General features: G+C 33.5%; 11 protein-coding genes. 7 read left to right on the plus strand and 4 right to left on the minus strand.

The window, feature by feature from the left end; translation table 11 throughout:
• Positions 1-5 precede the first annotated feature (5 nt).
• Together GX308_09975 and GX308_09980 are read right to left on the minus strand one after the other, a co-directional pair.
• A complete protein-coding gene (locus GX308_09975) occupies positions 6-2,702 on the minus strand; it encodes a hypothetical protein (GenBank protein ID NLK22376.1) in 2,697 nt (898 codons plus the stop codon).
• Positions 2,703-2,704: 2 nt separating this feature from the next.
• Complete coding sequence (locus tag GX308_09980; protein NLK22377.1) at positions 2,705-3,922, minus strand: hypothetical protein; 1,218 nt, start codon at positions 3,920-3,922, stop codon at positions 2,705-2,707.
• Between the two features lie 223 nt (positions 3,923-4,145).
• Between GX308_09980 and GX308_09985 the strand changes: the two genes are divergently transcribed.
• Positions 4,146-5,246, plus strand: coding sequence for an aminotransferase class I/II-fold pyridoxal phosphate-dependent enzyme (locus tag GX308_09985; protein ID NLK22378.1), 1,101 nt, complete (start codon positions 4,146-4,148; stop codon positions 5,244-5,246).
• Between the two features lie 33 nt (positions 5,247-5,279).
• Here GX308_09985 and GX308_09990 read toward each other — a convergent pair whose 3' ends face one another.
• Both GX308_09990 and GX308_09995 read right to left on the minus strand, forming a co-directional pair.
• Positions 5,280-6,476, minus strand: coding sequence for an ATP-binding protein (locus tag GX308_09990; GenBank protein NLK22379.1), 1,197 nt, complete (start codon positions 6,474-6,476; stop codon positions 5,280-5,282).
• An 85-nt stretch (positions 6,477-6,561) separates the two neighbouring features.
• Positions 6,562-7,278: a folate family ECF transporter S component gene (locus tag GX308_09995; GenBank protein ID NLK22380.1), complete on the minus strand. Its 717-nt coding sequence runs from the start codon at positions 7,276-7,278 to the stop codon at positions 6,562-6,564.
• 487 nt (positions 7,279-7,765) lie between these two features.
• Here GX308_09995 and GX308_10000 point away from each other — a divergent pair, with 487 nt between their 5' ends.
• From GX308_10000 to GX308_10025, 6 genes are all read left to right on the plus strand, one after another.
• Positions 7,766-8,305, plus strand: a complete 540-nt coding sequence (locus tag GX308_10000; protein NLK22381.1) for a cupin domain-containing protein — start codon at positions 7,766-7,768, stop codon at positions 8,303-8,305.
• Between the two features lie 28 nt (positions 8,306-8,333).
• Positions 8,334-9,380, plus strand: a complete 1,047-nt coding sequence (locus tag GX308_10005) for an ABC transporter ATP-binding protein (protein NLK22382.1) — start codon at positions 8,334-8,336, stop codon at positions 9,378-9,380.
• A 34-nt stretch (positions 9,381-9,414) separates the two neighbouring features.
• On the plus strand, positions 9,415-10,200 hold the full coding sequence (locus GX308_10010) for an ABC transporter permease (protein NLK22383.1): 786 nt from the start codon (positions 9,415-9,417) through the stop codon (positions 10,198-10,200).
• Positions 10,194-10,967, plus strand: coding sequence for an ABC transporter permease (locus tag GX308_10015; protein ID NLK22384.1), 774 nt, complete (start codon positions 10,194-10,196; stop codon positions 10,965-10,967). The genes GX308_10010 and GX308_10015 overlap by 7 nt, the downstream gene beginning before the upstream one ends.
• Positions 10,968-10,980: 13 nt before the next feature.
• Positions 10,981-12,030: a spermidine/putrescine ABC transporter substrate-binding protein gene (locus GX308_10020; protein NLK22385.1), complete on the plus strand. Its 1,050-nt coding sequence runs from the start codon at positions 10,981-10,983 to the stop codon at positions 12,028-12,030.
• 92 nt (positions 12,031-12,122) lie between these two features.
• Positions 12,123-13,397, plus strand: a complete 1,275-nt coding sequence (locus GX308_10025) for a peptidoglycan-binding protein (protein ID NLK22386.1) — start codon at positions 12,123-12,125, stop codon at positions 13,395-13,397.
• Positions 13,398-13,410 lie beyond the last annotated feature (13 nt).

The following is a 13,410-nucleotide window of genomic DNA, read 5'->3' on the forward strand; positions in this document are numbered from 1 at the left end:
TCCTTTTATAATAACCACCCTACATTATTCTTTTGGTTCTCGCAAATCATTTCATCAAGTATTGACTCAACCTTATCAAATTCTAAATCATGGCTATAAATACTCGCATTGTTTAATTTTTCGTAAACCTCTTTTGGATTGCCCCTTAGTTTTTTGCAGTTATGGTTATACATTTTGACTTCCGTAAGGATAATATTGTCTTCCTTATCGATTTCTTCAATATAGTATTCCATACTTTCATTAAAAAACAAAGAAACACAAATTCCATATAAGCCAAAAGCTATAGGATACATTTTCTTTTTATTCAAGGGAAAACCTTGAATTTTATAACAAAAATAGACTTCCTTCCCCTTCTTAGTATAATGGGTAAAGGGGGTATTCTGTTCTACATACGAAAAATACGGAAATTTGTCTTGTTTTTCTTTAATAATTGGAAAAATAAATTGATTTCTTTTCATCCATTTAAAAATGGGTAGTATTGTTTCATTTTTTATTTCTATATTCATTGGGATATTTGCGTAAATATGAATAAGAGATGATCCTAATAGCATATCTTGAGTAAGTTCAAAGTTTTTTTCTAGTTTTTCTAGGGTTTTTGGTGTAACCATCTTCCCATTTATCAAAATTTCATAGCTGCAATATAGGATAAAGTCATTTGCCATGGTGGGTTCTTTTTCATATATGTTTTGAAAAGCTTCTTCTAGTTCTTCATTCAAATCTCTAATCCAAATCCCCTTTTGCAATATTTTTTTATCTATATCGTAGGTTGGCTTTTCTAGGAGTTTTATCATATGCCTTAAGGCATACCATTCTCCCATACTTCCTTTATAATTCTTAAGAACATAATCTAAAATAACTTCATCGTATTTTCTTTCTAAAATAAGATTATATGCAATCCCTGCAATATATGAATTCTCTATGTTTAACTCTATTCCCTTTTTTACTAGTTTAAACTTTGTATCATCCCCTAATGAATCCGAGCCTTGCGCCCAAAATATTGCCTTAGTTACATCTCCCCCTTCTATTAACGCATTTATTCCGTATTCTATCTGATACGGGTATAAATCCTGTAAATCTAGAGGTTTAAAGTATGGGAATGCCTTTTCTTGTTCTTTATTAAAACTATAAAGTGTTCCTAAGGAAGCTGATATTTTTTTCCTGAAGGTATCGGACAATGCGCTATTTTCTAAGCATTCCCCCATTATCCTTACAGCCTTTATCAAAGATAGATTTCCCATGTTTTTTGGCATTTCATTTATAAAGTATTTAGTAAGTCTAATTAGAAGGCTTGCACTCCTATAGCCTTCATCATAATACTTTAATAATAAATCTACGGGCACATCTTTAACTAATTTATTCACCCGTATTAAGTCTTTAGGATAAATGCCCTTCTGCCTCTGACCTATACAAAGAATAGTCAGCTCATCTTTTTCATGGGCAACTGCTTCTATATAAAGTATCTTTTTATCGACTATATATGTAGCCGTTGTTTCTTTTTCGCTTTCGATAACCCATATATATTTAATTAAGGGAGATTCTACATAGACTTCATATGTAAAAAGCTGCTCAAATATTGCTTTTTTAAATAAGTTATCGTTTTCGTTTTTCTCTAGTAATCGCATATATATATCAATATAGTATTTTCCTTGTTTGTTTGCTCTTAAGGCATTTTCCCCAAAGGCAAGAATCTTATTGTAATGAATTTGAAAAAGCATCCTATGCTGCTCATCCTTGCATAAGATTGAGTATATATAGGCAGTTAGAGATTCATTAAATTGCTCCTTAAGCATTGCTGATTGTAAAATTGATGTAGGAATTTTTACCATATCTAGCTTATGAGCTGTTTCTATATATGCCAAATGAACTCCCTTAACATAAAATTTTAAATCTATTATTGCCTCAAATACCTTAAAGGCTTCCTTATCCCTCTTATTTTCTTTTATATAGGTTGCACATAATAGTACCAAGGCCTCGCTAATACCCCATCTATTATACATTTTTTCTATATAGTCCTTGGGAATATTGAGGCTTTCTTGATTTTGATTTGCCCAGCTTATAAATAACTTTGCATTTTCCTTATCCAAAACCTCATATTTTATTGCCCATATAAAAACAGCCCTGACCATATCCTTCATATTATAAAAATAAGTGAAATCAAGACAAAGCAACCGGTATACCTCTGAATATAAAAACGGGCTCCTTAAACCATTTAGAAAAGCCTTGTCATAATAATAGGCTTGGGTTTTTTCTTCATTAAAAAATTCTCTTTCTATCATGGCTTTTATAAAAAATAATATTCCGCTATTTTCTTCTTCTAAGCAATCATCAAATATCTTAAGAGACCTTTGTACAAACATATGTCTACCTTTATAATAATCTATCAATGCCTTAAAATAATATAGGATTGCCAAAATGGTTTTGTCGGTATCATGGTAATATTTTTTGTATTTGAGTAAAGCCTTAAGGGACTTATATGCCTCATCATATCTTTCTAGTTTTATTTTTAACCAAATAAGACTTAAAGCAATCCTTATCTCTATTGGATTTTGTCTATTAAGTTCAGATACCAATAGTATCGAATCGTTATATTTCCCCATAAGTCCATAGCTTACTGCATTAAATAGTCTTACACGATAGGCGATACGATTTTGATTGGATTTGTCTTCCCACTTATCCATTAATGTCTGCATATATCCATTCATTTTCATCCCCCTAAACCAATCCTATCAACTTTCAATACCAAACTATCTTTTATTCTATATTTTTTATTGCTAACCATAAGCTCGATTATCGTTTCGCAATAAGGTTCCTTGTTCATCCCCCATTTATCCCAACCCGTTAAGCGAACTCTAAATGGAATTTCTGCCTTTTTTGATATAAGATATTTTTTAGCCTCAAAACCAATCCAGGAATCCTTAGGAAAGATATGAACCATGGCATCTTTCCCGGTTTCGTTTTCAATTATTAGCACTCCCACATCATCTTGTTTATAGGATTTTTTAGAAAGACTTATATTAAAAACTTGCTTTTGTGTTACTATAACCTTATATGTGCTTTCCATATCCTCATGATGAATCTTGATATATCCAAAGTTAATTTTGTTTTTAATTTTATTGGGTATAATTTCATACTCAATAATAAGTTTATTTTCTTTAAAATCCTGGGCTGTAAATATGGACTTAGATAGTTTTATCCAAGACTCATTGGTTTCTAGTTCTATATCAATCAAACCCCATCCTTTTTTGTGCAGTATTATCCCTTTTTTGTTTGGCCTCTTATCCTTAGGAGATAGTTCTACTTTCCTTATATCGTCCTCTATCCATATGGTTGGGGGTTGCTTATTGTTTGTTAATCTTAAAAAATATTCCAATGCCCAGTCCTTTTGTGAAATTATAATAATTTGGTTATATATTTTTACATATTCTAAGTTCTGACTTTGATAAAGCCAAGACAAAAATCCCGGTGAACAGAATATTTCATTTGCCCGTTCCCAATTATTTTTTGCAAACTCTGTGAATTCCTCTAGGCTGGATACGCTATTGGTTTCATCAATAATTAACATTGGTTTTTTTATTCCGATATGGTTAGAAATCTCCTGTTCTCCTCCATTTGATTCTATTATCCAAGTATCTTCATATGTATTACCCCAAAACATATTTTTACTATCAATACGATATATGATAACCTGCACATTATCCTTCCATTCTGCAGAATTAAAATTTTCAGGTGTAAACTCTGCATATCCTTTTTTAGAAAAAACTTTACCCTTTAAGGGAGTTCCCCCTTTGTTTTCTACTCTAAATGCCCCTGTATATATGGATTGTGATGCAATTGTTATTCTTAGATTATTAATAGGTACAAAAAGTATCGGAGGGGTTTTACTATAATCTTCCCTATTAACTTGATAAGAAGTATTTTCCAATGTCATCCTCCTTTACTTTAAGGTATTATTAATTATTATATATCAATCTACTTTAATTTTCCAATATATTATGAATACATTAATCTTTACTGATATCTTTTACTTATTCATAAGGATTAATTGACTTCTAGTTGCTTATGTCCTCTTTTGGTGTATAATATATAAAAATCCACTCATAAATGTAATTTTTTAATTTATGCCTAAGGGCAGAACGGAGGACAACATGGAAAAATCTAAACATTACCTACACGGGGGAGATCTTGAAGCTATAGAAAAGCTATATAAAATTCCAAGAGATAAACTTATTGATTTTAGCTCCAATGTTAACCCTTTAGGAATTTCTCCAAAAGCTAAAGAAGAATTAGCACATAATCTTGATTTGATTTCTACTTATCCAGATAGAGAATATATTAATCTTCGTCAAAAAATCTCTAAATACACGGGAGCTAGTTTTGAGTCTATCATAGTGGGCAATGGCTCAACGGAACTTATTTCCCTATTTATTAAACTAATAAATCCAAAAAAGTCTTTGGTTATAGGTCCCACTTATTCAGAATACGAAAGAGAAATTCTTTTAGGTGGCGGTAAGATAGAGTATTACCCCTTAAAGGAAAAATTGGATTTTGAGATTGATATAGAAAATCTTAAAAACTCTTTATCAGAAGATTTATCTTTACTCGTTATATGTAATCCAAACAATCCCACAAGTTCTGCTATTTCAAATTCTGATTTGGATGTGATAATTAATCATTGTAAGTCAAAAGGCATATATGTTCTAATTGATGAAACTTATATAGAATTTACAGAAAACATGGAAAAACTAGAGTCAATTTCCTTATCAAAATCATATGATAACCTAATTATTCTAAGGGGAATATCCAAATTCTTTTCTTCCCCGGGACTTCGTTTTGGATACGGTATATGCGGAAACAAAGACTTAATTAATAAAATGAATGACTATAAAAATCCATGGACCATAAATATATTAGCTTCCTTTGGTGCAGGAATTATGTTAGAAGATAGGGAGTATATTAAAGCCACAAAAAAAATGATTTGCTCAGAAAGAACTAAAATGTATAATGCCTTAAAATCTTGGAAAAACATTAAGGTATACGAACCCAAAGCTAATTTTATCCTTTTTAAGCTTCTTAGGGGTGATATTAACTCCACAGAGATTTTCGAGAAACTTATTAAGCAAAATATGATTATAAGAGATGCCGCTAGCTTTCCGTTTTTAAATTCTAGGTATATGAGATTTTGTTTTTTACTTCCAGAACAAAACCAACAACTTATAGATTATCTTTACGAACTGATTGAACAGTAAAAGGCTGCCTAATAGGTAGCCTTTTTTGCTTTCTTATTTTCCTGAAATATAATCAATAAACTGGCGAGCCGTCCTTCCAGAGCGGCCATTATGCCACATTTCCCATTGTAGCGCTTTTTTTCGCAATTCTTCCCTTGGGATATCTATTTGATGTTTGGCCGCTAAACCCTCTACTATTTTAAGGTATTCTTCCTGACTTGGGGATATATAAGTAATGCTTATGCCAAACCTATCTGCCAAGGATATCTTTTCTTGAACAGAATCAGAAATATGTATTTCTTCAGTGTTTTGCCTATCATTCCACGTTTCTTTTATCAAATGTCTTCTATTAGATGTAGCATAGATTAAAACATTATCCGGTTTTTTCTCTATACCCCCTTCGATGACAGCTTTCATATGCTTATATTCTATTTCAAATTCTTCGAAGGATAAATCATCCATAAATATTATAAAATATCTATTCCTATTTCTAATAAGGGATATTATTTTATTAAAATCAATAAGTTGATTTTTGTTTAATTCAATTAATCTAAGACCCCTGTGGGCATATTCATTTAAAAGAGCTTTAACAGAAGAAGATTTCCCTGTCCCCCTATCTCCAAATAACAAAACATTATTTGCACTTTTCCCTTCTAGAAAACCTTCTGTGTTTTCCTTTAAAATCTTTTTTTGTTCCTCATAGCCTATTAAATCCTTAAGTCTTATGTTGTCGGGATTTTCTATACCTTTTAATCCGTCTTCCCACCTAAATGCCCTATATTTCCCCATCATACCGCAGCCATTTTCATAATAATACCGTGCCAATTTATTAATGATATCGTCTATGGCGATATTATCTTTTTGGGATGCATTTAAAAATGATAAGGGCTCTATTTTAAGTTTGCTTGCTATTATATCCCAATCTATATGGGCAAATTCACTCAAAATTAACAAATCCCTTTTCACAACCATTTCTATTGCTGTATCCCTTTTATTATTTTCTTTTTCACAGGAAAGACTAAAAATATTTTCATCCTCAATTACTAAATGAATTATATAATTTTTCCACAAAGAATCTCTTAAGTTATATTTAAAACCAAATTCAAGAAGCTGTGAGATAATTTCTGAAAAATCATTTTGTAATTTGGTACCATCCTTGTTTTGCTGTTTCAAATCCGTAATAAGTCTTTGGGTTGCACTTATTAGCTTATCCTCCAAAAGACTTCTATAAATCAATAAATTATTTATCATATTAATTCTCCTTTGATTATAAAATCAGCCTACGACTTAACTGTACAAGGCAGTAAGCCATAGGCATTAGTATCGTTTGTTAAAATTAAATATGTTTAAACCATCGTGATAAGACAAATATTATAAAAGAATGTAGCGGGATAATAACCAACCCTGCAATTATCCTTCCAGGTAAGAATGCCAGAAATCCCTTTTCATAAGTAATTGCAAGCACAAAGGTATTTATTATTAGTGAAATTATAAAATACCCTACGGTTACTACAAATAATATCTTATCAAATGAATATAGGCTATCTTTTGATTTTACGATTATCCCTAATATAATAGGAAGCACTATAAATGCTAGAGCAACTAACCCATATAGTATCAAAATAAAATTCGATATCTCAATATTTTGGGTCATAGGAACATATATTGCCCCTACCGCCATAATAAGGCTAAATATAACATTTATAATATGAAAATTAATCTTGACTTTATGGTTTCTAATTACCCAATAAATTAAACCCGGTAATAATCCTCTCAAAATTGCCCCTACTGTCATCCCAGGGATATAAGGCCCACCCATGGGATTAATGATAAATCCCAAGATATCGCTTACCCCCCCGGTTAATGCTCCAGCAATAGGTCCAAAGAGTATACCACTTATTATAACGGGTATATCCCCAAATCCTATGCGTAGAACCGGGAACCCTGCCAAGGGAATCATATATGAGAAAAATCTAGTCAATATAATGCTAATTCCTGAAAGCAGTCCACAAGAGACCAAAATCTTTGTATCAAAAACTTTTGATTTATTCAAACTCTCCCTCCTTTCTCTAGTATGATATGACATGAGTAACACACCACACTAAAGAAAGGGGTTCTTTAATGCACAGCGGAAGCGATAAAGCACCGCAGCAATGGATTTATAAAATCCATCTCTTTCGTTTAAGAGCAACTTCCCATCTCTTAACACTTAACGCGCCTTATCTACTCTGTCATTCCATAATCATTATATATAATTATACAAAATTCTGCAAGAAATAATAGATAAACAACAGCCATTATTCCATATTTCTCTTTTTTCCAGCTCTATTTAATTTATTCCGTGAGTTGTCATTCTGAGCAGAGCAAAAAATATAGGCCTCAAAATCCTTTACTTCGTTTAGGACGGTAGGGACGGATTTACTGGTTAAATAGGTATTGACATTTCGTCAATAATATGCATATAATAAACCGTTTCATTTGTTTAGCAAATCTAAACAAAAAGTTTAGTTAATCAAAACATACAGGAATAGGGTGTATTTATGAATATCGGTGAAAAAATAAAATTACTAAGGATTACTAATGGCTTAACTCAAGAAGAACTAGCTAACCGTTGCGAACTTACAAAGGGATTTATTTCTCAAGTTGAAAGGGATTTAACATCTCCTTCTATTGCAACCTTAGTTGATATTTTAGAATGCTTGGGAACCAATTTAAAAAACTTTTTCAATGAAGCCGAAGAAGAAAAAATCGTATTTCACAAGGATGATATTTTTATTCAAGAGGACCTTGATAATAAAAACGAAATACATTGGATAATCCCAAATGCACAGAAAAATCATATGGAACCTATTATGCTTGTTATGGAAAAAGGCGGAAGTTCCATACCACATCCACCCCACGAAGGGGAAGAATTCGGGTATGTTTTATCGGGAAATATTTTAATCAATATTGGTAATAACAAGTATAAGGCGAAAAAAGGCGAAACCTTTTGCTTTAAACCTTCTAAATCTCATTTTATTTCCAATACAGGAAATTCAAAGGCAAAAATATTATGGGTATGCACCCCACCTAGTTTCTAACGATATCATTTATAAGGAGGAAATCAATATGGCAAAGAATATAATCGAATTAGTAGATATCTCAAAAACTTATGACTCTACGGAAGTGCTTAAGGGCATTAATCTCTATATCAAAAAAAATGAGTTTTTAACTCTACTAGGTCCTAGTGGGTGTGGCAAAACCACTACCTTAAGAATTATTGGAGGGTTTGAATTTCCTACAAGGGGCAAAATTATTTTTGAAGGAAAAAATATTAATTCCCTTCCTCCTTACAAAAGAAAGGTAAATACTGTCTTTCAAAAATATGCCTTGTTTTCTCATATGAATGTTGAAGAAAACATTGCCTTTGGCCTTAAAATCAAGAAAGTAAATGAAAAAACTATACAAGAAAAAATTCATAAGATATTAAAATTAGTTAACCTTGAAGGATATGAAAAACGCTCCATTGATTCCCTTAGTGGCGGACAACAACAAAGAATTGCCATTGCCAGAGCTTTAGTAAATGAACCAGATGTATTGTTATTGGATGAACCCCTTGGTGCCCTTGACTTAAAACTAAGGCAGGATATGCAAGTGGAACTTAAGAGAATGCAAAAACAGCTGGGCATTACATTTATATATGTAACCCATGACCAAGAAGAAGCCTTAACGATGTCTGATACTATTGTCGTTATGAAAGATGGGATTATTCAACAAATTGGAACCCCGGAAGATATCTATAACGAACCAAAAAATGCCTTTGTTGCAGATTTTATTGGGGAAAGCAATATTATCTCAGGAATAATGAAACAAGATTGCTTGGTCGAATTTAGCAAAACCGCATTCCAGTGTGTGGATAAGGGTTTTGCCCTTAATCAGCCAGTAGATGTGGTTATAAGGCCTGAAGATATAGAGGTAAGCTCTAATGAACAAGGAATGCTTTCTGGTATAGTCCAGTCGACCACCTTCAAGGGAGTCCATTATGAGATGATTATTAAAACGGATTCCTTCGAATGGATGGTTCATAGCACTGCCATGTATCCTCCGAAATCAGCAGTGGGGATTAATATCGCCCCCCACAATATTCATATTATGAAAAAGGTGGTGAACCAATGAAAAAAAATGGCTATCCTATCCTTATATACTCTGGATGGGGATTTTCGTTGTTGTTCCTTTAATTTTAGTCTTTTTTTTCAGTATCACCACTTCTAGTGATGGAACACTCGTATTTTCCTTGGAGCATTACCGACGCTTTATGGAACCTCTTTACCTTAAGGTATTGTTAAAATCTATTTCCCTTGCAGGAGTAAGCACAATAATATGTCTTATTTTAGGTTACCCCGTAGCTCTTATTTTAGCCGGCAGACAAATGAATAAAAAAAGTTTTCTTCTTTTTTTATTCGTTCTGCCTATGTGGATGAATTTCTTACTTAGGACCTACGCCTGGATGACTCTACTCGAAAAGAATGGATTTATTAATACCATATTATCCCTCTTTGGATTGGGTCCATTCCAACTCCTATACAATGATGCCGCCGTTATATTGGGTATGGTTTATAACTTTCTACCCTTTATGGTCCTTCCTATTTATTCGGTATTGAGAAAAATTGATCATAGTATCATCGAGGCAGCTGAGGATTTGGGAGCCAACCAAATTATAATATTTAAAAAAATAATATTTCCCTTAAGTCTACCTGGGGTTTTTTCTGGTATATCTATGGTATTTATGCCTGCCGTCACCACCTTTGTTATTTCAAGACTTCTCGGGGGAGGTCAATATATGCTTATTGGAAATTTAATCGAAAGACAATTCCTTTTAGCCGGGGATTGGAATTTTGGTTCCGCCATATCTATTGTTATGATGATTATTATTTTAATAAGTATGGGTGTTACATCAAAATATGATAAAGAACATGAGGGGGGAGGACTATGGTAAAAAACATAATAAATCGCATCTATTTGTTTATAATATTTGTATTCCTATATGCCCCTATTGCAGTGCTCATTGTTTTTTCTTTTAATGATTCTAAATCAAGGGCCCGCTGGAGTGGTTTTACCCTTAAGTGGTATGAGGGATTATTAAGAAGCCCGGATATAAAAAAGGCCCTTTATTATACTATAATCATTGCTATACTATCTTCTGTTATCTCTACAGTTATTGGTACTATCGCAGCCATAGGGATACACAATATGAAAAAATGGAAAAAAGGATTGGTAATGAATCTTACTTATTTGCCAATACTTAACCCAGATATTGTAACCGGTATATCCCTTATGATTTTATTTATCTTTATTCGCCTAAAATTAGGGTTTTTTTCAATGCTCTTGGCACATATTACATTTAATATACCCTATGTTATTTTGTCTGTAATGCCTAAGCTAAAACAGTTAAATAAACATCTGTATGAGGCGGCTTTAGACCTTGGAGCAACCCCTACCTATGCGTTTTTTAAAGTTATATTGCCTGAAATTATGCCTGGTATTATAACCGGTGCCCTATTGGCCTTTACCCTGTCTTTGGATGATTTTGTAATCAGCTTTTTTAATACCAGTTCAGGGGTAACTAATTTATCTATTACTATTTATTCTATGGCAAGAAAAGGAGTAAATCCAACTATCAATGCATTGTCTACATTAATGTTTCTTACTGTATTGATTTTACTCTTTATTGTTAATAAAAGAACTTCAAAAGATACCCATTGAGGAGGAGATTTTAATGAAAAAACTAGGATTTATTACTTTTTTACTGTTTTCCATAGCCACTGTCCTATCTTCCTGCACAACCAGTGATAGTACAGGTAATAAAACGGTTCTCAATATTTATAACTGGGGAGATTATATCGATGAAGATGTTATAAAAGGATTTGAAAACAAATATGGGATTAAGGTAAACTATGATACCTTTGCTACTAATGAAGATATGTACGTTAAAATTAAATCAGGGGGAAGCAATTATGATGTTATTTTCCCTTCGGACTATATGATAGAAAAAATGATTAACGAAAACCTACTCCAAAAAATAGACTTAAATAATATCTCTAACTATGACTTAATAGACAGCCAATTTAAAAACCTAGATTATGATCCTAACAATGAATATTCCGTTCCCTATATGTGGGGGACTGTAGGAATTCTTTATAATAAGACCATGGTTGATGAGCCGATTGATAGCTGGGATATTCTTTGGGATAAAAAATATGCAAAGCAGATATTTATGCTAGATAGCCAAAGAGATTCCATAGGGGTTGCCCTAAAAAAATTAGGTTTTTCCTTTAACACCAGGGAGGTTAGTGAATTAGAACAAGCAAAACAGGCGCTAATTGAGCAGCGCCCTTTAGTCCTAGCTTATGTAGGGGATGAGGTTAAGGACAAAATGATTGGGGAAGAGGCTGCCTTCGCCGTAGTCTGGTCTGGGGATGCCGTATATTGTAAAAGAGAAAATCCAAATCTTGAATATGTAATCCCCAAGGAAGGTTCAAACTTTTGGTTCGATGCAATGGCTATCCCGTCATCAGCCAAAAATAAAGAAGAAGCCGAAATGTTTATAAATTATTTATGTGAAACCGATATTGCCTTTGCCAATACGAATTATATAGGATATTCTACCCCTCATATAGCAGCAAAGGAAATGCTTGAGGAGGATATCCTATATGATAGGGCTGCTTACCCCCTCGAAGAAGACATAGCACATTGTGAAATTTTCAAAGACTTAGGGGGCTTTGTTAAAGAGTACGATAGAATATGGACTGAAATTATGGCACAATAAAATATATGGCGCAGCAAGACAAGCACCATTAGCTTCCCCCTAGTCATATACTACTAATGGAATTTTTAGTAAAGTGAGGAATTGGAATGTTTATGCGCTATCCAGCAGCGATGGATCGACAATCCACTGGAAAATTAGTAGTAGATGTTTTTACTGCCAGACAGGGACGGCTTGCCCCAGTTAATAATGCAACTGTGGCAATCCGTCAAAGGACTAGGTATACTAGACAAAACCAACCGCTTGAGGTAGTTATCACCAATGAATCAGGAAAAACAGAAACTGTTTCACTTAGTACACCTTCTATTGAACTTACCCAAGAGCCTCCGCAGCAACAGCCTTACTCCACCTATGATGTTGAGATACAAGCCCCAGGGTATGAAACCTTACTAATTGAAGGGGTACAGCTTTTTGCAGATTCAACTGCTATCCAAAACGTAATCCTAGGACCTGAAGGTTCGATGGAAAGACAAGTTAATGAAATCATTATTGAGCCTCATACTCTATGGGGAACCTATCCACCAAAAATCCCCGAAGACCCTATAAAACAAGAACCCCCTCCAACGGGATTTGTTGTGCTAGATCAACCGGTTGTTCCCCAATTTGTAATCGTTCATGATGGGGTTCCCGATAATTCTGTTGCCCCTAACTATACAGTCAGTTTTAAAGATTATATAAAAAATGTTGCATCCAGTGAAATCTTCCCCACATGGCCTGAATCTACTATCCGTGCTAATGTCCTTGCTATTTTATCTTTCACCCTAAACAGGGTATTCACAGAATGGTATAGGGGTAAGGGGTATAATTTTACCATAACTTCTTCCACTGCCTACGATCATGCTTTCTTCTACGGACGAAATATTTATGAATCCGTCTCTCAGATTGTAGATGAAATATTTGTAAATTATATAAAAAGACCAGGATTTCGCCAGCCCCTCCTTACCCAATACTGTGATGGTGTTAAGGTAGAATGCCCCACGTGGATGACACAATGGGGATCTAAGAACTTAGGCGATCAAGGTTTAGATGCTGTAAGTATCCTTAGAAGCTTCTATGGGCAAGATATATCCCTTGACACTGCCCCAAGAGTAGCTGGTATTCCTTCTTCTTATCCCGGCACTAGTCTAACTATAGGTTCTAGCGGACCCTCAGTTAGAACGATACAAGAACAACTTAATGCCATCTCAAATAACTTTCCAGCTATTCCTAAGGTAAGAGCCGATGGGAATTTCGGAGAACAAACAGCAGATTCTGTTAAAAAATTTCAAGAAGTGTTTAATCTAACTCCCGATGGGATTGTGGGGTCGGCTACCTGGTATAAAATCTCTGATATATATGTGGCTGTAACAAGAATTGCAGAACTGGTATAAAAACACTTTCTGT

Source organism: Candidatus Epulonipiscium sp. (assembly GCA_012519205.1).
GTDB lineage: Bacteria > Bacillota > Clostridia > Lachnospirales > Defluviitaleaceae > JAAYQR01.

Coding starts and splice junctions, on each gene's coding strand:
- GX308_09990 (NLK22379.1), bottom strand. CDS start 6,476: ATGATAAATAATTTATTGATTTATAGAAGTCTTTTGGAGGATAAGCTA.
- GX308_10010 (NLK22383.1), top strand. CDS start 9,415: ATGGGGATTTTCGTTGTTGTTCCTTTAATTTTAGTCTTTTTTTTCAGT.
- GX308_10005 (NLK22382.1), top strand. CDS start 8,334: ATGGCAAAGAATATAATCGAATTAGTAGATATCTCAAAAACTTATGAC.
- GX308_10025 (NLK22386.1), top strand. CDS start 12,123: ATGCGCTATCCAGCAGCGATGGATCGACAATCCACTGGAAAATTAGTA.
- GX308_10015 (NLK22384.1), top strand. CDS start 10,194: ATGGTAAAAAACATAATAAATCGCATCTATTTGTTTATAATATTTGTA.
- GX308_09975 (NLK22376.1), bottom strand. CDS start 2,702: ATGAATGGATATATGCAGACATTAATGGATAAGTGGGAAGACAAATCC.
- GX308_10020 (NLK22385.1), top strand. CDS start 10,981: ATGAAAAAACTAGGATTTATTACTTTTTTACTGTTTTCCATAGCCACT.
- GX308_10000 (NLK22381.1), top strand. CDS start 7,766: ATGAATATCGGTGAAAAAATAAAATTACTAAGGATTACTAATGGCTTA.
- GX308_09985 (NLK22378.1), top strand. CDS start 4,146: ATGGAAAAATCTAAACATTACCTACACGGGGGAGATCTTGAAGCTATA.